The organism is Micromonospora sp. URMC 107, assembly GCF_051386315.1.
Classification (GTDB): Bacteria; Actinomycetota; Actinomycetes; order Mycobacteriales; family Micromonosporaceae; genus Micromonospora.
This window is the reverse complement of the sequence record NZ_JBPQTK010000030.1, coordinates 13,599-34,718: the sequence shown is the minus strand read 5'-3', so window position 1 is coordinate 34,718 and position 21,120 is coordinate 13,599. Positions and strand designations below refer to the sequence as shown.

The 21,120-nt window shown below is 73.0% G+C and carries 13 protein-coding genes; 7 read left to right on the top strand and 6 right to left on the bottom strand.

Annotation, left to right across the window (positions count from 1 at the left end; genetic code table 11):
• The first annotated feature begins 37 nt into the window (after positions 1-37).
• Positions 38-1,303 carry a glycoside hydrolase domain-containing protein gene (locus ACSNN9_RS09960; protein WP_436672736.1) on the top strand — a complete coding sequence of 422 codons (1,266 nt, stop codon included), beginning with the start codon at positions 38-40 and terminating at the stop codon, positions 1,301-1,303.
• A gap of 92 nt (positions 1,304-1,395) precedes the next feature.
• Here ACSNN9_RS09960 and ACSNN9_RS09955 read toward each other — a convergent pair whose 3' ends face one another.
• The 3 genes from ACSNN9_RS09955 to ACSNN9_RS09945 all read right to left on the bottom strand — a co-directional run bounded on the left by ACSNN9_RS09955 (position 1,396) and on the right by ACSNN9_RS09945 (position 4,841).
• Positions 1,396-1,977, bottom strand: a complete 582-nt coding sequence (locus ACSNN9_RS09955; protein WP_436672734.1) for a hypothetical protein — start codon at positions 1,975-1,977, stop codon at positions 1,396-1,398.
• A gap of 17 nt (positions 1,978-1,994) precedes the next feature.
• Positions 1,995-3,371 carry an FAD-dependent oxidoreductase gene (locus ACSNN9_RS09950; RefSeq protein WP_436672732.1) on the bottom strand — a complete coding sequence of 459 codons (1,377 nt, stop codon included), beginning with the start codon at positions 3,369-3,371 and terminating at the stop codon, positions 1,995-1,997.
• A gap of 144 nt (positions 3,372-3,515) precedes the next feature.
• Positions 3,516-4,841 (bottom strand): flavin monoamine oxidase family protein, encoded by a 1,326-nt coding sequence (locus ACSNN9_RS09945; protein WP_436672731.1) that lies wholly within the window; start codon positions 4,839-4,841, stop codon positions 3,516-3,518.
• A 318-nt stretch (positions 4,842-5,159) separates the two neighbouring features.
• On the opposite strand from ACSNN9_RS09945, the gene ACSNN9_RS09940 reads away from it, so the two are divergent.
• Positions 5,160-5,690 carry an SRPBCC family protein gene (locus ACSNN9_RS09940; RefSeq protein ID WP_436672730.1) on the top strand — a complete coding sequence of 177 codons (531 nt, stop codon included), beginning with the start codon at positions 5,160-5,162 and terminating at the stop codon, positions 5,688-5,690.
• Positions 5,691-5,747: 57 nt separating this feature from the next.
• Here the strand turns inward: ACSNN9_RS09940 and ACSNN9_RS09935 are convergent, their stop codons facing one another.
• Together ACSNN9_RS09935 and ACSNN9_RS09930 are read right to left on the bottom strand one after the other, a co-directional pair.
• On the bottom strand, positions 5,748-6,578 hold the full coding sequence (locus tag ACSNN9_RS09935) for a TIGR02452 family protein (protein ID WP_436672729.1): 831 nt from the start codon (positions 6,576-6,578) through the stop codon (positions 5,748-5,750).
• A gap of 158 nt (positions 6,579-6,736) precedes the next feature.
• The gene (locus ACSNN9_RS09930) at positions 6,737-7,960 is read right to left on the bottom strand and encodes a multidrug effflux MFS transporter (RefSeq protein ID WP_436672727.1); all 1,224 of its coding nucleotides are present in this window, start codon (positions 7,958-7,960) and stop codon (positions 6,737-6,739) included.
• 314 nt (positions 7,961-8,274) lie between these two features.
• On the opposite strand from ACSNN9_RS09930, the gene ACSNN9_RS09925 reads away from it, so the two are divergent.
• The 5 genes from ACSNN9_RS09925 to ACSNN9_RS09905 all read left to right on the top strand — a co-directional run bounded on the left by ACSNN9_RS09925 (position 8,275) and on the right by ACSNN9_RS09905 (position 18,048).
• On the top strand, positions 8,275-8,655 hold the full coding sequence (locus tag ACSNN9_RS09925; protein ID WP_436672726.1) for an MmcQ/YjbR family DNA-binding protein: 381 nt from the start codon (positions 8,275-8,277) through the stop codon (positions 8,653-8,655).
• A gap of 402 nt (positions 8,656-9,057) precedes the next feature.
• Entirely contained in the window at positions 9,058-14,520 is a 5,463-nt protein-coding gene (locus ACSNN9_RS09920; protein WP_436672724.1) for a carboxyl transferase domain-containing protein, read from the top strand.
• A 305-nt stretch (positions 14,521-14,825) separates the two neighbouring features.
• The gene (locus ACSNN9_RS09915) at positions 14,826-15,791 is read left to right on the top strand and encodes a carbohydrate ABC transporter permease (RefSeq protein WP_436672723.1); all 966 of its coding nucleotides are present in this window, start codon (positions 14,826-14,828) and stop codon (positions 15,789-15,791) included.
• The gene (locus ACSNN9_RS09910; RefSeq protein ID WP_436672721.1) at positions 15,788-16,618 is read left to right on the top strand and encodes a carbohydrate ABC transporter permease; all 831 of its coding nucleotides are present in this window, start codon (positions 15,788-15,790) and stop codon (positions 16,616-16,618) included. Before ACSNN9_RS09915 ends, ACSNN9_RS09910 begins: the two co-directional genes overlap by 4 nt.
• A gap of 20 nt (positions 16,619-16,638) precedes the next feature.
• The gene (locus ACSNN9_RS09905; RefSeq protein WP_436672719.1) at positions 16,639-18,048 is read left to right on the top strand and encodes an ABC transporter substrate-binding protein; all 1,410 of its coding nucleotides are present in this window, start codon (positions 16,639-16,641) and stop codon (positions 18,046-18,048) included.
• A gap of 51 nt (positions 18,049-18,099) precedes the next feature.
• On the opposite strand, the gene ACSNN9_RS09900 is transcribed toward ACSNN9_RS09905, so the two are convergent.
• A complete protein-coding gene (locus tag ACSNN9_RS09900; RefSeq protein WP_436672766.1) occupies positions 18,100-21,075 on the bottom strand; it encodes a glycine--tRNA ligase in 2,976 nt (991 codons plus the stop codon).
• Between the last annotated feature and the right edge of the window lie 45 nt (positions 21,076-21,120).

Sequence of the window (21,120 nt, the reverse complement as noted above, 5' to 3'; positions counted from 1 at the left end):
TTCATCCTCGTGTAAAGAATCCTTCGAGGGGGACCGGATGAGAAGAACCACCGCATGGCTGATGAGCCTCGCCACCGCCGCGGGGCTCACCACCGCGCTCGGGTCGGCGGCCGTCGCAGGGTCGGCGCCGGCCCCACAGCCGCAGTCCGTGGCGGTGTCGGCCGTCGGTCCGCAGCCCGGCACCTTCGTCGGCAAGGGGTTCGACACCTGCGCCGCCCCGTCGCAGTCGGCGATGAACGCGTGGCGCGCCAGCTCGCCCTACCGTGCGGTGGGCATCTACATCAGCGGCGCCAGCCGGTCGTGTGCGCAGCCCAACCTGACCGCGACCTGGGTCACCAACCAGACCGCCAACGGTTGGCGGCTGATCCCCATCGAGCTCGGCTACCAGGCGCCCTGCGGCACCCGCGCGCCGAAGATGTCGGGTGATCCCGGCACCGCGCGGTCGCAGGGCCGCACCGCCGCCGACAGCGCCGCCAACGCCGCGCGGGCGCTGGGCATCGGAGCCGGCAGCACCATCTACAACGACATCGAGCACTACCCGACGACCACGGCGTGCCGCGCCGCGGTGCTGTCGTTCCTGTCGGGATGGGTCGAACAGCTGCACACCCGGGGCTACCTGGCCGGCATGTACTCGAGCGGATCCTCCGGCATCAGGGACGTCTGCCTGGAGTACCACAACCCGAGCTACACCAGGCTGGACCAGATCTGGATCGCCTGGTGGAACGGCGTGGCCGACACCGACGCCGGCAGCTACTGCTCCGACGCGTACTACGCGAACCACCAGCGCCTGCACCAGTACGCCGGGGACGTGACGGAGACCTGGGGCGGCGTGACGATGAAGATCGACCGCAACTACCTGGACGTGAGCACAACCCAGCAGCCGCCCCCGCAGCAGTGGAGCACCACCGTCGACAACACCACGTCCGGCCGGTTCACGGCGAGCACCAACTGGAGCACGTCGGCGTACTCCAGCAGCCGGTACGGCACGGACTACCGTTTCGCGAGCCCGACGTCGGCCAGCGACGTCGCCTGGTACCGGGCGGACGTCCCGGAGACGGGGAGCTACGAGATCTCGGTCTGGTACCCCGCCGACCCCGGCTACAACAGCCAGACGCCCTACCTCGTCGCCACCGCCTCGGGCAACCAGACGGTGTCGGTCGACCAGCGCGTCAACGGCGGGCGGTGGGTGTCGATCGGCGTGTTCACCCTCGCGGCCGGCGACGGCAACAAGGTCGGGGTGAGTCGCTGGACCAGCGGCAGCGGCTACGTGGTCGCCGACGCGGTACGGATCACCCGGGCGTGACCGGACGCACGGGCTGACCTCGTACCGGATCTCCGGCCCGGTCGACGGCGCCTGGCAGGTGCTCGGCGAGGTCACCGGAAACACGACCCAGGTCACCACGCACACCTTCGCGCCGGTCCGCGCGAGCGCGGTCCGCCTCGACGTCCTCGCCAGCCGGGACAGGCAGGCCCGGCTGTACGAGGTCGACGTGACCTGCCGCGACGCCTCCTGCGGCTGACGCCGGCACCGCCGAACCGGCGTCGGCGGCGCCGCATGCGGAGGCCGTCCACCCGCCCCAGCGCGTCACCGGGAAGCGCCGCCGGCAGCCACGCGGCCTCAGCGGCGTCGAGCAACACGTAGCTGATCCCGTACCCGAGCATCACGACGTACAACAGCCAGACCTGGTCCGCGGACCGCACGGCCAGCAGCAGCAGGAGCGAGGCGGCCACCACCAGATTCGTCCAGACCAGCAGCGGCCGGCGGGGCAACCGGTCGACGAGTGCGCCCAGCAACGGCCCGAAGAGGGTCGGGAAGAAGACGCAGAAGCCCGCCATGGCGGCCAGGCTGGCGGAATCCGTCAGGGCCATCACCCAGATCCCGGCGACCAGGGACATCGCCGTGCCGCCGAATCCGGAAACCAGGGAGACCACGACGAACAGAGCGATGGTGCGCCGCTGCCCGACGGGGACCGGCACCGTTTCCCGCCCTCCCGTCAGCGGGCCCGCCGGTTGGCGCGCAGGGCGCCCAGGACGACGCCGGGTGTGGCCAGCGAACTCGGGTGCGCACGCAGGGAAACGACCTCGTTGAAGCGCCGGGCGGTCGGCACGTCCGTGACGGTCGCCGCGACGATCTGCCTGCTGACCCAGCTGGAGAACCGGTAGCCGCGCGGGTAGGGCCCGTCGACGTGCGGCAGCGCCAGGTCGGCGGAGGTCGACATCGACCAGGCCACGTCGACCACGACCTTCTGCAGGGCGAAGAACCGGCGCGCGGGCACGCCCGGATCCGGGCTCGACCGCAGGTACGCCGACAGGCACGCGGCGTGCAGGGCCGCCGCCGTCATCCCCTGCCCGTACACCGGATTGAACGAGGCGACCGCGTCGCCGACGCTGACGAGTCCGGCCGGGAGCCGCTTCAACCCGTGGAAGTCCCGCCGCCGGCTGTCGGCATGATGGTAGGTCTGGACGTCGCCGAGCAGCTCGTTCCCGGCGACCTCGCCGAACTCCGGCGGGAACTGGTCGCGCAGCCGGCGTACGAAGTCGTCCGCGGTGCGCCCTGGACGGTTCTCGCCGTAACCGGCCATCATGGCCATCCACCGGCCGCCCTCGACGGCGAAGAACGCGGCGCCGGCCACGTCCGACGACATCCTCGGCGTGTGCAGCGCCAGGACGACGGTGGCCTCCGGGTCCGCCGCACGGCGTCGGAACAGGGCGGTCGCGTAGTTGAGGTTGACGGTCATCCGCCGCAGGGCCGGCCGCTCCCAGCCGGCCTGCTCCAACCACTCGGAAAGCCTGCTCGAGCGTCCCATGGCGTCCACCACGAGATCGCCCGACTCGACGCCGGGCACCCCACCGGCGTCGCAGCGGACCCCGGTGGTCACGGCACCGTCGCACACGAGACCCGTGGCGCGGGCGGTGACCGTCTTGACGTTGGGCAGTCGCAGCACCTGCTGGCGGATCAGCCCCTCCAGAAGGGGTCGGGTGCCGGCCAGGCTGTCGGCGTCGTCGGGTACGACGACCTTCAGCCGGCCGTCGAGGTAGTTCCGCCTGGCGGCGGGCGGCGCCTCGATCGCCCCCTGGGCCACGGCCTGTTCGCGGAATCCCGGAAACAGCCGCTCGAGCTGGAGGAAGCCGCCGGGCAGCAGCGCGTGCAGCTGCGTGCCCTGTGGCACGCCCGGCCGGCCGCCGGTCACCTGTAGATCGTCCCGGTCGACGACGACGACGCTCTCCGCGTAGTCGGACAAGACGCGGGCCGCCATCAACCCGGCGACACTGCCGCCGACCACGACGGCCCTGCCGATGACCGGGGACGCCCGGTCGGGTGGCCGCACCGCGTTCAGCGCGGCGAGCACCCGCGCCGGGGACATGGACATCATGCTCTCCAAGGGGGACGAGGTGGCGCCTTCCCGCATGCCTGCCGGAGACCGGTGCGTCGGCGGGCGGGCCGGTCGGCACGACGCCCGACGATCGTCGCACAACCGCGACCTGCGGACGGGTCCGCGAAGCGGCGCGGCGGGTCAGTTGCCCGGCCGCGCCAGGATCTCCGCCGCCGCCCGCTCGCCGGCCTCGATCGCCCCGTCCAGGTAACCCGCCCACCGGGTGGCGGTCTCCGTGCCGGCCCAGTGCACCCGCCCCACCGGTCGACGCAGCTCCGGGCCGTAGCCACACCACGAACCGGGGGTCGGCGCCCCGCAGAAGCACCCCCGCGTCCACTCGTCCGCCGACCAGTCGTACTCGACGAACTCCTCGGGCCGTCCCGCCGCCGGTCCGGCGACGGCGGCCAGGGCGTCGAGCAGGCTGGCGTGCCGGGCCTGCGGCGACATCCGTCGCAGGGCGTTCGCCTCCGGGCCGTAGCTGAACGCGGTCAGCACCCCGCGCGGGGAGGTCGGGGTGCCGTTGTCCACCGTCTCGGTGACCGGCCCGGCGAGGCAGAAGGCGACACCGGAACGGCCGTCCGCGCGCCAGAACGGCTCCGGGTAGATCGCGTGGACCTTGATCGCCGAGCCCATCGGCATCCGCTGGGTGAGCGCGTCGCGCAGGGGCGGCAGGGGTGGGTCGTACCGGATGCGCCCGGCCAGCGTCGGCGGCACGGCGACCACCACCGCGTCCGCCTCGACGCGGTCGGTGTCGGTGTGCACGACCACGCCGGCGCGGTCCTGCCCGATCGCCCGCACGGGCGCCCGGAGCCGCACCGCGTCCGGGCCGAGCGCGGCGGCCAGCGCCTCGGCCAGCACCGGCGGTCCGCCGACGATCCGGTCCTGCTGCGCGCCACCGGCCATGGCGAGCAGCGCCCGGCTGCCGCCACCGGAGCGCAGGTAGAACGCCAGCTGGAGCAGGGAGACCTCGTCCGGCCCGGCGGCCAGCAGGCCGCCCGCGAGCAGCCGCCCGAGGTAGCGCGCGGTGGCCGGGTCCGGGGCGGCCGCGCGCAGCCAGCCGGCCAGCGTCGTACGGTCCCACTCGGCGGCCTCGGCCCCCGCCCAGGGCGCGGCGGGGTCCACCCGCTCGGCGTACGCGTCGAGCAGGTCGAGGACTCTCGCGGCGGCCTCGGGCGGCCCGGCGTGCCGGCCGTCGGGGAACAGCACCGACGACGCGCCGTACGCGGCGGAGGGAAAGGTGGCGATCCCGTACCGCGTGAGCAGCCCGTTGACCCGGTCCTGGGCCGGGCCGACCCACTGGGCCCCCAGATCGAGCTGGGTGCCGTCGGCCAGCCACCGGGTGAGCACCCGCCCACCCACCCGGTCGCGCGCCTCCAGCACCCGCGTCCGCACGCCGGCGCGGGCGAGCGTGAGCGCGGCGGCCAGCCCGGAGAAGCCGGCGCCGATCACGACGACCTCGGTTCCCATGCGCCGGCATACCCGTTTGCGCCGCCGCCATGACCCCCGACGCCGGGTCACCCGCCGGTCGTAACGCCGACAGCGGGGGCGAGCGTGGCCTGGCGGCCGGACGGGGCCCACACCGGCCCTCACCTGCCGAACCGCCCCGCACCGCGGACCGTCATGCCAATCGCGGCGGCGCCACCAATCGACACACGTCAGCGCGTCGGGGCTGCGCGGTCGGCCTCCGAGGGCCATCCTTGTGCGGTGCGGCTGTCGCCCGTCCTCCGACGGCGGGTGCGGTCGGAAAGATCGAAGGACCGTGAAGGACACGAGAAGGAGGGTGCCGTGCGCTACGTCGACGGCCCGGCGGTCGAGTGCGACCTCCATCTGGCAGCCGATCCCGCCCAGGTGTGGGAGCTGGTCACGGACATCGAGCTGCCCGTGCGGTTCAGCTCGGAGCTGCGCCGGGTGCGGTGGCTGGACGGCAGCGAGGGGCCGAAGCTCGGCGCCCGGTTCGAGGGGCACAACCAGCATCCCGCGCTGGGCGAGTGGCGCACCATCTCGCACATCGTGCGCTTCGACGAGCCGCGGGTCTTCGGTTGGGTGGTGCTCGACCCCGACAACCGCTTCGGCGGCGGCCCCGCCGACCCGACCCGGCCGGGTGCCACCTGGCAGTACCGCCTGACCGCCGAGGACGGCGGCTGCCGGCTGTCGCACTCCGTGCGGATCGGCCCCAGCCGCACCGGGCTCAGCCTGGTCATCGACCGGGCGCCGGAGCACGAGGAGGAGGTCATCGCACGCCGGCTGGCCGCGCTGCGGGACGCCATGACCGACACGTTGCGGGGCATCCGGAGCCTCGCCGAGCAGCCGCGCTGAGCACGGCCGGGCGCTGCGCGGTCACCACCGGGCTCGCGCGTCGTCGCGCCGTACCGCTCAGCCGCGACCGGCTGCCGGGTCGGGCGCGGTGGTCCTGAAACGTGCCACGAACGCGCCGTACACGGGGGTGCCCGACAGGTTGTCGCGGATGGCGAACACCACCCGGTCGAACCGGTCGACCTCGCGCAGCGCGTCGGCGAAGGCACCCGCCACCGTGGCGGGATCGTTGCGGAACACGCCACATCCCCACGCGCCCAACACGATCGTCCGATGCCCGTGCGCGGCGGCCACCTCGAGCACCCGCCGCGCACGGCGGCGCAGCACCGCCGGCACATCGGCGGCGTGCGCCGGCTGGTTGCGGACGATCGCGCCGAGGTTCGGCGCCGCGGCGGTCAGGAACGACGTCGTGTACGGCTGGTCGAGCAGGGTGCCCTTGTCGTCACGGAACACCGGCACCCGCGGCGAGTAGACGACCCGATCGCTGTATCGCAGGTCGTGCTGGCCGCGGTGGAACGCGTAGAAGTCGGGCGCGGCGAGCAGGCACGGGTACAGCGCGGACGACCGCGCGATGCTCTCCTCCTGCGCCTTCGCCCCGCCGAGGAACCCGCCGCCCGGATTCTTGGCCGACGCGAACACCAGACACGCCGCACCCGGCCCGAGCCGGTGGGCCGCCTGCAACGTCGACTCGTACGTCACCTCGACGTCGCCGGCCCCGGCCTCCGCCGCCCCGACCGGGAGCGCCTCGTCGGGCAGGTGGTGACGGGTGCCGGCGACGGCGGCCCGCACCTGCGCACCGATGACGACCTCGTCGCCGGCGCCGGTGCGGTACCGGCCGGACTCGGCGATCGCCACCGTCTGCCGGGCGACCTCACGGAGGCGGCTGCTCACCGGTTCACCCGGCGCATCCGCTGCTTGGGGGCATGCACAGCCAGCAGGCTAGGGGGCCACCGCCTCGCCGACAACTGCTTTCCCCGCCCCTTGCGAGACGGTCACCACGGTCGCCGGCGTGGCCCTGTAAATGGCGCGGAGCAGGATGTGCCGGCAGGTCAGTGCGCCGCCACGACCACCGCGTCCGGCTCGAGGCCGGCGAGCCGGGCCGGGCGCACGACGACGAGCAGGACCGCCGTCGCCGCCAGCATGCCCCCCGCGACGACGACGGCCATGGCGACCGCGCCGGTGCCCAGCACGCCCACCAGGGGCGCGGCCAGCGCACCGACGCCGAACTGCACGGCGCCGAGCAGGGCGGAGGCCGTACCGGCCGCCTCCCCGTGGCGGGACAGGGCCAGGGCCGGCGCGTTCGGCATCGCCAGGCCCGCCGCCGCGAGCACCACCCACAGCGACGCCAGCAGGCTCGGCAGCCCGCCGAGGCCGGTCACGGCGAAGGCGAGCAGCGCCAGTCCGGCCACGCTCCCCGCGCCCAGGGCGACGACGAGGATCCGCTGCGGCGAGTGGCGGCGCAGCAGCCGTACGTTGAACTGGGTCGCCGCGATCAGCCCGACCGCGCCCGCCCCGAAGGCGAACCCGAACTCCTGCTCGTCCAGGCCGTACTGCTCCTGCAGGACGAACGACGACCCGGCCACGTACGCGAACAGCGCCGCCATGGCCAGCCCGGCGACCAGGACCAGGCCCACGAACGTGCGGTCGCGCAGCAGCGAGCCGTACAGCGCCACCGTCGCGACCACGCCGCCGCGCCGGCGCCGGTCGGGCGGCAGCGTCTCGGGGAGGCCGAGCGCGGCGACGACGACGAGCAGGACGCCGAACGCGGCCAGCGCCACGAACACGCCGCGCCAGTCCGTCCAGCGCAGCACCCCGCTCCCGAGGGTCGGCGCGAGGATCGGCGCCGCCCCCATGACCAGCAGCAGCCGGGAGAGCAGCTTGGCGAAGGCCGCGCCGTCGAACAGGTCACGGACCACGGCCATCGCGACCACGGAGGCCGCGGCGACGCCGAGGCCCTGCACCACCCGCAACGCGCCGAGCACCGCGATGTTCGGCGCGACGACGCAGAGCAGCGACGCCACGACGTGCAGCGCGACCCCGGCGATCAGTGGGGCGCGCCGGCCGACGGCGTCGGAGAGCGGGCCGATCAGCAACTGCCCGAGGGCGAGGCCCGCCAACGTGCCGGTGAGGGTCAGCTGGACCGCCGCCGACGTGGTCTGGAAGTCGGCGACGAGCGCGGGAAGCGCGGGCAGGTACATGTCGATGGTCAACGGGCCCACCGCGGTCAGCGAGCCGAGGACGAGGACCAGCCGCAGGCGCTGCCGGGGGCTCATCAGGTCACCCCGCGTCAGCGGGGCTGCCGGGTTCTCGGGTGCGTCGACGGCGGCCGTCATCGGCTCGCCGCCGACCGGTCGGTGCGCAGCCGGGCTGGGAAGGGTGCAGGAGTCACACCTGGCTCCAAATCCGGATCCGGTGATCTCATTCCCGCTCGGCGGTGAGGTAACCGAGCTCACAGCCCCGCGGGGACGGTCGAGGGGCGAGCGACGAGGCGCGCCGAGGCAGGGCAACGGGCTCGGCGGTCGCGGTCGTGTCCCACGCGGCGGCTAGTCTGCGCGGGTGCGGGAGACGATGTTCTGGAGCAACCTCGATGGCTGACGCCGACGACGTCCGGCACCTGGCAAGGGCACTGCCGCACGTGGTCGAGATCGACAGCGACGGCTTCGACTTCCGGGTCGCCGACAAGGGGTTCGTCTGGTCCTACCCGGAGCGCCGGCCCGGCAGGCCGCGCCTCATCCGGACCGACGTCGCGGTGCTGTACGTCGGCGACGAGGCGGAGAAGCAGGCGTTGCTCCTCGGCGAGCCCGAGGTCTTCTTCACCACGCCCGCCTACGACGGGCTGCCCCTGGTCATGCTGCGGCTGGCGCAGGTGACCGTGGACCGCCTGAGGGAACTCGTCACCGACGCGTGGCGCATGCGGGTCCCGGAACCGCTCGCCGGCGACCTCGACGACGGCACCGGTTTCTCCTGAGCTCCCGCACGTCGCGCGCCGTGGTGGACCCGCGCGCCGCGGCGGCGACGCCGCGCGACGTCGCTCGCACGGGCACGATCCGCGCGGGCACGGCACGACGCGCGCGGGCACGCCCGAGGGCCACGCCCTGGCCGGCCCGCGGCGGCGCCGGTCGAGACGGACCCGCCAGTAACATCTGAGCACGATGGAAGAGCCCTCCCACGAAGTGGAAGACCGCAACACATGCCGGGAAACGATCAAGGCCCCGGTCGGCGTTTTGGCTGCTCAGGGCGGTGATGCCCGGCGCTCGCCACAGGGACTCGACCCCCTGACCTTTTGATCCACAGGCAGAAGGGTGGACACTGCCGAAGGTGCCGCCGCATCGCGGCGCGCGCATCATCGGTCTAAAGGAGGGCTCGGTCGGTGTTCAGTCGTGTCGCCATCGTCAACCGTGGTGAGGCCGCCATGCGGCTCATCCACGCCGTACGGGACATCGCCGCGGAGACCGGGACACGGATCGAGACCGTCGCCCTGCACACCGACGTCGACCGTACGGCCACCTTCGTCCGCGAGGCGGACCTGTCCTACGACCTCGGTCCCGCGTCCGCGCGCCCGTACCTCGACCTGAAGGTGCTGGAGCGCGCGCTGGTGGAGACCGGGGCCGACGCCGCGTGGGTCGGCTGGGGCTTCGTCGCCGAGGACCCGGCGTTCGCGGAGCTGTGCGAGAAGGTCGGGGTCACCTTCGTCGGACCGAGCGCGGACGCCATGCGCAAGCTCGGCGACAAGATCGGCGCGAAGCTGCTCGCCGAGGAGGTCGGCGTGCCGGTCGCGCCGTGGAGCCGCGGCGCGGTCGAGACCCTGGACGCCGCCCTGGCGGCGGCGGCCGGGATCGGCTACCCGCTGATGCTGAAGGCGACCGCCGGCGGCGGCGGGCGCGGCATCCGCGTGATCACGAGCGAGGCCGAGCTCGCCGACGCCTACGAGCGCACCAGCCAGGAGGCGGCGCGGGCGTTCGGCAGCGGCGTCGTGTTCCTGGAGCGCCTGGTCACCGGCGCCCGGCACGTCGAGGTCCAGGTGATCGCCGACGGCCAGGGCACCGCGTGGGCGCTCGGGGTCCGCGACTGCTCGGTGCAGCGGCGCAACCAGAAGGTCATCGAGGAGTCGGCGTCGCCGGTGCTCGGTCCGGAGCAGACGGCCGAACTCAAGGCGTCGGCCGAACGGCTGGCTGTCGCGGTCGGTTACCGCGGCGCGGCGACCGTGGAGTTCCTCTACCACCCCGGCGACAGGCTGTTCGCGTTCCTCGAGGTCAACACCCGCCTGCAGGTCGAGCACCCGATCACCGAGTCCACCACGGGATTCGACCTGGTCAAGGCGCAGCTGCACGTGGCCGCGGGCGGGCGGCTCGAGGGCGAGCCGCCGGCGGAGCGCGGCCACGCCATCGAGGCCCGGCTGAACGCCGAGGACCCCGACCGCGACTTCGCGCCCTCCCCCGGCCGCATCGCGCGGCTGGACCTGCCCGCCGGGCCGGGCATCCGCGTGGACACCGGCGTCAGCGAGGGCGACACCATCCCCGCCGACTTCGACTCGATGATCGCGAAGATCATCGCGTACGGCCGCGACCGCGACGAGGCGCTCGGCAGGCTGCGCCGGGCGATGGCGCAGACCACGGTGATCATCGAGGGCGGCGCGACGAACAAGAGCTTCGTGCTCGACCTGCTAGACCAGCCGGAGGTGATCGACGCCAGCGCGGACACCGGCTGGATCGACCGCGTCCGGGGCGAGGGCAGGCTCGTGACGCACCGACACTCCGCCGTCGCGCTGGCGGCCGCCGCCATCGAGGCGTACGAGGAGGAGGAACGCGTCGAGCGGCAGCGGCTGCTGTCGACGGCGTTCGGCGGGCGCCCGCAGGTGCAGCACGAGAGCGGCCGGCCGCTCGACCTCAAGCTGCGGGGCGTCGGCTACCGCGTGCGCGTCGCGCGGGTCGGCGCGCACCGGTTCCGCGTCGGCATCGAGGCGGGTACGACCGTCCGCACCGCCGACGTCGAACTCGACCGCTTCGACCGGCACACCGGGCAGATCCTCGTCAACGGCACCCGGTACCGCCTGCTCATCGGCACGCACGGCCCGATCCACCTGGTCGAGGTCGACGGCGTGACGCACCGGGTCAGCCGCGACGAGGGCGGCGTCCTCCGTTCGCCCTCGCCCGCGCTGGTCGTCGCCACGCCGCTGAAGGTCGGCGCCGAGGTCGAGGCGGGCGCGCCGGTGCTGGTGCTGGAGAGCATGAAGATGGAGACGGTGCTACGGGCGCCGTTCAGGGCGCGGCTGAAGGAATGCGTCGTGGCCGTGGGCACCCAGGTGGAGACGGGTGCGCCGCTGCTGCGGCTGGAGCCGCTCGCCGACGACGCCGAGGCCGGCGAGACCTCGGCCGGCGAGGCCGTCGAGCTGGACCTGCCCGCCGCGCCCGCGACCATCCCCGCGCGGGAGCGCGCCACGCGCGGCCAGGAGGACCTGCGCAGCCTGCTGCTCGGCTTCGACGTCGACCCGCACGACGAGCGCCGGCTGCTCGACGACTACCTCGCCGCGCGCCGGGCGGCCACCGAGGACGGCCACCGGCCGCTGGCGGAGGAACTCGGCCTCATCGGCGTGTTCGCCGACCTCACCGAGCTGAGCCGCAACCGGCCGACGGGCGAGGACGGCGGCGGTGCCGGCCACGTGCCCAGCGCCCGCGAGTACTTCCACACCTACCTGCAGTCCCTCGACGTCGACCGGGCCGGGCTGCCGGAGGCGTTCCAGGCCAAGCTCGCCAAGGCGCTCGGGCACTACGGCGTCACCGAGCTGGAGCGCTCCCCCGCGCTCGAAGCCGCCGTGTTCCGGATCTTCCTCGCCCAGCAGCGCGCGTCCGCCGACGCCACGGTCGTCGCGACGTTGCTGCGCGCCTGGCTGCGGGAGCCGCCGCCGGACGAGTCGCTGCGCGAGCCGGCCGGCCTCGCGCTGGAGCGGCTGGTGGCCGCGACGCAGGTCCGCTTCCCCGTGGTCTGCGACCTCGCGCGCGGCGTGGTGTTCGCCTGGTTCGCCCAGCCGCTGCTGCGCCGCAACCGCGCCCGCGTCTACGCCGACGTCCGCCGCCACCTGCGCCACCTGGACGCGCACCCGGACGCGCCGGACCGCGCCGAGCGCATCGCCGAGATGGTGCGCTCCACCGAGCCGCTGGTGCGCCTGCTCGGCCAGCGGATCGTCCGCGACCACCTGGACAACGCGGTCATGCTGGAGGTGCTGACCCGGCGGTACTACGGCAACAAGGGCCTCACCGACGTCCGCACCAGCGAGGTCGAGGGCTGCACGTTCGTCGTCGCCGAGCGGACGGACTCGTGCGTGGTCTCCTCCGCGGTGAGCTTCGACGCGCTGGGCAGCGCGCTGCGCGGCCTCACCGAGCTGGCGAGCGGCCACGACGCCATCGACGTCGACATCTACCTGGCCTGGGAGAACCAGCCGGCGGACTTCGACGCGATGGCGGCGGCACTGCACGAGGTCGTCAGCGCGCACCCGCTGCCGAACCAGGTCCGCAGGCTGACCACCACCGTCGCGGGTCGCAGCGGCGCGGTGATGCACCACCACTTCACGTTCCGTCCCTCGACCATCGGGATGATCGAGGAACGGCTGATCCGCGGCCTGCACCCGTACATCGCGCAGCGGATGCAGATGGAGCGGCTGAGCAAGTTCGACCTCACCCGGCTGCCGTCGTCGGACGAGGAGGTCTACCTCTTCCAGTGCGTGGCGCGGGAGAACCCGTCGGACGACCGCCTCGTCGCGTTCGCACAGGTGCGCGACCTGGCCGAGCTGCGCGAGCACGACGGCCGGCTGGTCGCGCTGCCGACGGCCGAGGACGTCCTCGCCACCTGCCTCGACTCGATCCGCCGCGCGCAGTCGCGACGGCCGTCGAAGAAGCGCTTCAGCACCAACCGGATCGTGGTCTACGTCTGGCCGCCGAGCGACCTCACCCGCGCGGAGCTGAAGATGATCGCCCGGCGCGTGCTGCCGACGACCGCGGGCGCCGGGCTGGAGGAGATCCTGTTCATCGCGCGCCAGCGCGACCGGCGGACCGGCGAACTGAGCAAGATCGCCGTACGCATCGCCTTCGACGCCACCGGCGGCACCGAGCTGACCGTCGGCGAGCCGTCGGACGAGCCGGTCGAGCCACTCGACGACTACCGGCAGAAGGTGCTGCGCGCGAGCAGCCGCAACGCGGTGTACCCGTACGAGCTGACCGGCCTGCTCGGCAACTTCGTCGAGTACGACCTCGACGACGACCACGCGCTGGTGCCGGTCGACCGGCCGAAGGGGCGCAACAGCGCGGCGATCGTCGCGGGCGTGGTGACCACGCCGACCCGGCGGCACCCGCAGGGCGTCACCAGGGTCGTGCTGCTCGGCGACCCGACGAAGGCGCTCGGCGCGCTGTCGGAGCCGGAGTGCCGCCGCGTGATCGCCGCGCTCGACCTGGCCGAGCGGATGCAGGTGCCCCTGGAGTGGTACGCGCTCTCCGCGGGCGCCCGGATCTCGATGGAGTCGGGCACGGAGAACATGGACTGGGTGGCCGCGGCGCTCAAGCGGATCGTCGAGTTCACCCAGGACGGCGGCGAGATCAACATCGTGGTCGCGGGCATCACCGTCGGTGCGCAGCCGTACTGGAACGCCGAGGCGACGATGCTGATGCACACCAAGGGCGTCCTGGTGATGACGCCGGACTCGGCGATGGTGCTCACCGGCAAGCAGTCGCTCGACTTCTCCGGCGGGGTGTCGGCCGAGGACAACTTCGGCATCGGCGGCTACGACCGGGTGATGGGCCCCAACGGGCAGGCGCAGTACTGGGCGCCGAACCTGACCGCCGCGCGGGACGTGCTGATGGCGCACTACGAGCACACGTACGTCGCACCCGGCGAGGAGGGACCGCGGCGGGCCAGGACGACCGACCCCGTCGACCGCGACATCTCCGACTTCCCGCACGTCGTGGTGGGCAGCGACTTCACCACCGTCGGCGAGATCTTCTCCGCCGAGGCCAACCCGGACCGCAAGAAGCCGTTCGACATCCGGACCGTGATGCGGGCGCTCTCCGACCAGGACCACCCGGTGCTGGAGCGCTGGGCGGGCATGGCCGACGCGGAGACCGTGGCGGTGCAGGACGTGCATCTCGGCGGCATGCCGGTGTGCCTGATCGGCATCGAGTCACGGGCGGTGCCGCGGCGCGGGTTCCCGCCCACCGACGGCCCGGACACCTACACCGCGGGCACGCTGTTCCCGCGGTCGTCGAAGAAGGCCGCGCGGGCGATCAACGCGGCCAGCGGCAACCGGCCGCTGGTGGTGCTGGCGAACCTGTCGGGCTTCGACGGCTCGCCGGAGTCGATGCGGAAGCTGCAGCTGGAGTACGGCGCCGAGATCGGCCGCGCGATCGTGAACTTCCGCGGGCCCATCGTGTTCTGCGTGATCTCGCGGTACCACGGTGGCGCGTTCGTGGTCTTCTCGAAGGCGCTGAACCCGAACATGACCGTGCTCGCGCTGGAAGGCTCGTTCGCCTCGGTGCTCGGCGGCGCCCCCGCCGCCGCGGTGGTGTTCTCCGGCGACGTCAACGCCCGTACCGCGGCCGACCCTCGCGTGCGGGAGCTGGAGGCCCGCGTCGCGGCCGCCTCCGGCACGGACCGGGCGGCGTTGACCGCGGAGCTCGACGAGCTGCGCTCGTCGGTGCGCGTGGAGAAGCTCGGCGAGGTGGCCGCGGAGTTCGACCGGGTGCACAACATCCAGCGCGCGGTCGAGGTCGGCTCCGTCGACGCCGTCGTCCGCGCGGCGGAACTGCGCCCGCGCATCATCGAGGCCATCGAGGCCCGCCTGCGCTGACGGTGGCGCGCCACGGCGAGGACCTCGCCGTGGCGCCGCACGCCGGCCTGCTCGAACGCCGGGCGCCCGCACCGGTACGGACGCGGGACGCGTCCGTACCGGTGCGGGCGCCTTTCGCGTCGCGTCTCACCGGCGGCGCACGGCGGTACCGGGGGGTGCGCCGAGCGGCACCTGGCCTCGACGTCCCCCCGGCGATCCGCCTGGGATGCGACCGACCGGCGCCAGATGAACACGGCATGTACGGTGCCTTACACGCCCGTGACCAAATGATGTCTATCCTTCGATGGCGTTGGTAGGGTGCTGCGGTGCCTCCCCCTTCCACCGTCGGCGCGCCACCGGGCGACCGCTCCCTGACCCCCGTGTCCGCGCCCTCCACCGCCCGACAGGTCCGGCGCGCACGCTTCGGCGAAACCGGTCTCGCCTGGCTGATGCTGCTGCCCTCGGTGGCGGTCTTCGCCCTGTTCGTGTTCTGGCCGCTCGGGCGGACGCTGTACCTGTCGGTGCACGGCAACGACATCTTCGGCGCCGCGTCCGAGTACGTCGGCGCGGCGCACTACCGGGACATGCTGTCCGCGGAGTTCGGCGGGGTGCTGGCCACGACGGCGCTGTTCACGCTCTTCTCCGTGGTGCCGGCCGTGCTGGGCGCGCTCTTCGTGGTGCTGCTGCTGGAGGCGCGCATCCGTGGCGTACGGGCGCTGCGCACCGCGTTCGCGCTGCCGTTCGCGTTCTCGGTGGCGACCGCGTCGGTCATCTTCGCCGTCATCTACAACCCCGCGATCGGGGTGGCGAACGGCCTGCTCGGCTCGCTGGGGATCGACCGGGTCAACTGGCTCACCGACCCGTCGATCGCGCTGCCCGCCGTCTGCGCCGCGACGGTGTGGATGAACTTCGGCTACAACATCCTCGTGCTCTCCGCCGGGGTCTCGGCGATCTCGCCCGAGGTGGTCGAGGCGGCGCGGCTGGACGGCGCGACCGGCTGGCGGCTGGCGTCGCGGATCACCGTGCCGCTGCTCTCCCCGCAGCTGTTCTTCCTCGTCGTGGTCTCCACGATCCACGCGTTGCAGAGCTTCGGGCAGATCCACATCCTGACCAAGGGCGGGCCGGACCAGGCCACGACGACGCTGGTCTACTCGATCTACGAGAAGGCGTTCGCCTTCGGCGCCTCCGACTTCGGCGCGGCCAGCGCGCAGGCCGTCGTGCTGCTGGTCATCATGCTCGGCTGCACGGCCGTCCAATTCGGCGTCCTCGAACGGCGGGTCCACTACCGATGAAAAAGCTCAACCTCGGGCGGGCCGCCGTCTACCTCGTGCTCGGCCTGGCCGCGATCCCCGTGCTGTTCCCGGTCTACTACGGCTTCGTCGGCGCCGTGATGGGCCCCGGCGACCTGGCGACCTACCCGCCCGCGCTGGTGCCGAGCGCGCTGCACTGGCAGAACGTCACCGACGTGTTCCGATCGGTGCCACTGGGCCGCTTCTACGCGAACTCCGCCGTGCAGGCCGGGGTCATCACGGTGGCGCAGGTCGTGACCAGCATCTTCGCCGCGTACGCCTTCGCGTTCCTTCGCCTGCCCGCGAAGGCGGCGACGTTCAGCCTCTTCCTCGCCACCCTCATGGTGCCGTGGGAAGCGATCATCATCCCCAACTACCTGGCCATCTCCGACTGGGGCCTGACGCGGGGCGGGCTGACGTACCTCGGCCTGGTGCTGCCCTTCCTCGCCTCGGCGTTCGGCACGTTCCTGCTGCGCCAGGCGTTCCTGCAGTTCCCCAGCGAGTTGCGCGACGCCGCGGTGATCGACGGGTGCGGCCACTGGCGGCTGCTGTGGCGGGTCATCGTGCCGCTGTCCAAACCCTCCATCGCGGCGGTCGGGGTCTACGTCTTCCTCTCGGCCTGGAACCAGTACTTCTGGCCGCTGATCCTGATCCGCGACACCGAGTTCCAGACGCTGCAGATCGGCATCTCCCAGCTCAACGACGCCGAGGCGGCGCAGCCGGGTCTCGTCCTCGCCGGCGTCGCGCTGTCCCTGCTGCCCACGCTGGCCGTCGTGATCTTCGGCCAGCGCTACATCGTCCGCGGGCTGACCGCCGGGGCGCTGCGTTGAACCATCGAGAAGGAGAACCAATGAGAAGACCTCGGCTCCGCCGGACCGCGGCGGCGTTCGTCGCCGTCGTGGCCGCCGCCGCGCTCACGGCCTGCGGCGACTCCGGGTCCGGCACCGACGGCGGCAGCGGCGCGCTCGACGCGCCCGGCGCCGAGGTGCTGGAGAAGGCCACGGACAAGACCACGATCGAGTTCTGGCACGCGATGAAGGGGGCCAACGCCACCGCCGTCGACCAGCTCGTGGCCGACTTCAACGCCCAGAGCGGGGGCAAGGTCGAGGTCAAGGCGGTCTTCCAGGGCAGCTACGACGAGACGATCGCGAAGTACAAGGCGTCGGTGCAGCAGAAGAGCACGCCGGCCCTGGTGCAGATCTACGACATCGGCAGCCGCTTCATGGTCGACTCCAAGCAGGTCGTGCCGATGCACAAGTTCATCGAGAAGGACGGCTTCAACGCCGGCGACATCGAGCCGAACATCGCCAGCTACTACTCGGTCGACGGCAAGCTGTGGTCGATGCCGTTCAACTCCTCGACGCCCCTGCTCTACCTCAACAAGGAGGCGTTCGAGCGGGCCGGCCTCGACCCGACGAAGCCGCCGAAGGACCTCACCGAGATCGGCGAGCTGGCGAAGAAGCTCACGGTCAAGGACGCCAGCGGCAAGACGGTCCAGTACGGCTTCAACGCCGCCATCTACGGCTGGCTGGTGGAGCAGCTGCTCGCCACCGACGGCAAGGAGTACTGCGACAACGGCAACGGCCGCAAGGGCCTCGCCACCAAGGTGCAGTTCGACCAGGAGACGGCCGTGCGCGTCGCGCAGTGGTGGACGGACCTGGTGAAGGGCGGCTACGCGACGAACACCGGCCGCAAGACCGACGACGCCCAGGCGGCCTTCAAGTCGGGCACGGTCGCCATGCACCTGGAGTCCACCAGCGTGCTGCGCGGCTACGTCGACGCCGCGAAGGGCAAGTTCACCGTGCTCACCGCCCCGTACCCGAAGGTGAGCGCCTCCTCCAAGGGCGGACCGATCATCGGTGGCGCCTCTCTGTGGATCAACGGCGTCGGCCACAGCGACAAGGAGAAGCGGGCCGCCTGGGAGTTCGTGAAGTTCGCCTCCGGCCCGGTCCAGCAGGCCAAGTGGCACACCAGCACCGGGTACGTGCCGATCAACGCCAAGGCGCTCGACGAGCAGATCGACAAGGACTGGATGGCGAAGTTCCCCCAGTTCCGCACCGCCGTCGACCAGCTGCACGCGCTGCCGCCCTCGGTCGCGTCGGCCGGGTGCCTGCTGGGCGTCATGCCGCAGGCCCGCAAGGCGTCCGAGGACGGCCTCGAGGCGGCGATCGTCGGTAGCAAGCCGGCCGACCAGGCCATGAAGGACGCCGCGGCGAGCGTGCAGAGCGCCATCGACAGTTACAACAAGTCGGTCGGCTGAGCACCGCGTCACCCCCGCGCCCTTCCTCGTGATCCGGTAGCCGCGGCGCCGCTACGCGCCGCGCAGGTGCTCCCAGTGCAGAGCCGGCGTCCCGAGATCCGCGACGGCGGCGAGCAGCCCCAGCCGGGCCGCGCGCACCTCGGGCTCGTGGGCCATCACGAACACGTCCTCGAAGAACGCCGTCACCGCCGCGTTCAGCTCGCGGGTGTCGCGGGCGAACGCGGCCAGGTCGGTCACGTCCCCGAGCGACCCGGCGACGGCCTGCAACGCCCCGTGCAGGCGCAGCTCCGCCGGCTCGCGCAGCACCTCGGCGGCGTACGTCGGGGCGGTGCCGGCCGGCACGATGCGGCGGATCCGCTGCATCGTCTCCACCAGCCGCCGGAAGTCCTCGTCGTCCTCGAGCTGCTGCAGCCGGCGCAACAGCGCGTCGACCAGGGCCGGCCGGTCGCTGTGCAGCATGACGGCGCGGGCCCGGTCCACCGGGACGCCCTCCTCCGACAGCGCCTGCTCCAGGCGCCGGCCGAGGAACTCGCCGATCCCGTCGAGCACCGCGTCCGGCACGTCGACCGGCTGCTCTGCCGCGGCGATGCGCAACCCGTCCACGAGCGACAGCGGGAACAGCACCGCAGCGGCCCGGTGCACCGCCTGCAGGCCCAGCGCCGCCCGGCGCAGCGCGTACTGGTCGCTGCTCCCGGTCGGCAGGCCCACCGTCGCGGCGAGGCCGCACAGGTAGTCGAGGCGGTCGGCCAGGGAGAGGATCGCGCCAGCCGGCGTGCCCGGCAGGGCGTCACCCGCGCTGCGCGGAAGCTCCACCTCCAGCAGCGCCTGCGCGACCGGCTCCGGCTTCCCCGCGCCGAGCGCGTACTCGCGGGCCATGACACCGGCCAGGCTGGTCAGCTCGGTCACCATCTGCGAGCCCAGATCGAACTTCACCAGCTCACGGGCCTGGTCGAGGACCGCCCGGTCGGCGGCGTCGAGGTCGACCGCGTCGGCCAGCCGGGCCGCGATGGCACTGATCCGCTCGGCCCGGTCGTGCATCGAGCCGAGCTTGTCGGCGAAGGTCAGCGTCGTCAGCCGGGTCCGCATCTGCTCCGGCGCCACCTCGGAGTCGGCGACGAAGAAGAACGACGCGTCTTCGAACCGGGCGCGCAGCACGCCCTCGTTGCCGGCCCGCACGACGTCCTCGTCGATCGCGCCGTTGGCGATGGTGACGAAGTACGGCTGCAGCCCGCCGTCCTGGTCGCGTACGGGCAGGTAGCGCTGGTGCTTGCGCATGACCGTGGTCAGGATCGCGTGCGGCACACGCAGGTAGTCCACCTCGAACGAGCCCAGCACCGGGGTCGGCGCCTCGACCAGGTAGGCGATCTGGTCGAGCAGGGCGGCCTCACCGTCGACGTCGACGTGACCGCCGACCGAGGCGGCGAGCTTGACCGCGCCCTCGACGATCGTCTCCCTGCGGGCCTGCGTGCTCAGCACGATCCCGGCCGCGGCCAACGTGTCGGTGAACTCCTCGGCGGAGGCGACGTCGAACTGCGGTTGGGCGCTGCCGCGCAGCACCCGGGTCGTGCGGCCGGCGGCCAGCGCGCCGACCGCGAAGGGCACGACCTCGTCGCCCCAGAGGGCGGCGATCCAGCGGATCGGCCGGGTGAACGACAGCTGCGGGTCGGACCAGCGCATGTTCTTCGCCGAGCGCAGCGTCCCGACGGCGGTGGCGAGCGCGCCGGAGAGCGCGGTCAGCACGTCCCGGCCCTGCTCCTTGCGGACGACCGCCAGGTAGGTGACGCCGTCCACGTCGACGCGCTCCAGGGCGTCGACGTCGGTCTTCTGCGACCGCGCGAAGCCGAGGGCGGCGGGGGTGGGCGCCCCGTCGGCGCCGAACGCGGCGGTGAGCCGCGGGCCGCGCACGATCCGCTCGTGGTCCGCCTCGCGGGCGGCCACGTCGTCGACCACGGCGACCAGCCGGCGGGGCGTGGCGTCGACGGCGACGACGCCGTGCTCCAGGCGGGTCGTGGCCAGGGCCTCGGTGACCAGCGTCCGGAGCTGGGCGACGGCCGAGCGGGCCTCGCTCGGCGGCATCTCCTCGACGCCGACCTCCAGGACCAGGCGGCGGGTGCCGGAGCCGGCGGCCGGGGTGAGCGCCGGCGCGGCGGCGGGCGCGGCGGCGGACGCCACGCCCAGCGGGTGCTCCAGCTCGGCCCGGCGCTCGACCCACAGTTCGGCCACGGCGGCGGACATCTTGCGCATGCGGGCGAACTCGGCGGTCCGCTCGGCGGTCGAGATCGCGCCCCGGGCGTCGAGCACGTTGAAGGCGTGGGAGCACTTGAGCACGAAGGTGTGCGCGGGGATCGGCAGCCGCAGGTCGATCATCCGCTGGGCCTCGGCGGCGAAGAGGTCGAGCATCCGGCGGGTCGACTCGACGTCGGCGTCGTCGAGGGCGTAGCGGGACATCTCGTACTCGGCCTGCCCGAACACCTCGCCGTAGGTGACCCCGGGGGCGTAGCGGATCTCCTTGAAGTGGCGGACGCCCTGGAGCGCCATGAGGATGCGCTCGATGCCGTAGGTGATCTCGACGGAGACCGGCTTGAGGTTCACCCCGCCGGCCTGCTGGAAGTAGGTGAACTGGGTGATCTCCAGCCCGTCCAGCCAGACCTCCCAGCCCAGGCCCCAGGCGCCGAGGGCGGGCGAGGCCCAGTTGTCCTCGACGAAGCGGACGTCGTGCTCGTGCACGTCGATGCCGAGCGCCGCCAGGCTGCCGAGGTAGAGCTCCTGGGCGTTGCCCGGCTCCGGCTTGATGATCACCTGGTACTGGGTGTGGCACTGGATGCGGTTCGGGTTCTCGCCGTAGCGCGCGTCGTCGGGACGCACGGACGGCTCGACGTAGGCGACCCGCCAGGGCTCGGGACCGAGGACACGCAGGAACGTGGCAGGGTTGAGCGTTCCGGCGCCCACCTCGGTGTTCATCGGCTGTACGGTCAGGCACCCCTGCCCGATCCAGTACTCGTCGAGGCGGGCAAGCGCGTCCTGCATCGTCAGCACGGGTTACAACTCCATCTCTGCCGCTGGGGGCACCCG

Coding starts and splice junctions, on each gene's coding strand:
- ACSNN9_RS09960 (WP_436672736.1), top strand. CDS start 38: ATGAGAAGAACCACCGCATGGCTGATGAGCCTCGCCACCGCCGCGGGG.
- ACSNN9_RS09950 (WP_436672732.1), bottom strand. CDS start 3,371: ATGTCCATGTCCCCGGCGCGGGTGCTCGCCGCGCTGAACGCGGTGCGG.
- ACSNN9_RS09945 (WP_436672731.1), bottom strand. CDS start 4,841: ATGGGAACCGAGGTCGTCGTGATCGGCGCCGGCTTCTCCGGGCTGGCC.
- ACSNN9_RS09930 (WP_436672727.1), bottom strand. CDS start 7,960: ATGAGCCCCCGGCAGCGCCTGCGGCTGGTCCTCGTCCTCGGCTCGCTG.
- ACSNN9_RS09925 (WP_436672726.1), top strand. CDS start 8,275: ATGGCTGACGCCGACGACGTCCGGCACCTGGCAAGGGCACTGCCGCAC.
- ACSNN9_RS09910 (WP_436672721.1), top strand. CDS start 15,788: ATGAAAAAGCTCAACCTCGGGCGGGCCGCCGTCTACCTCGTGCTCGGC.
- ACSNN9_RS09905 (WP_436672719.1), top strand. CDS start 16,639: ATGAGAAGACCTCGGCTCCGCCGGACCGCGGCGGCGTTCGTCGCCGTC.
- ACSNN9_RS09900 (WP_436672766.1), bottom strand. CDS start 21,075: ATGCAGGACGCGCTTGCCCGCCTCGACGAGTACTGGATCGGGCAGGGG.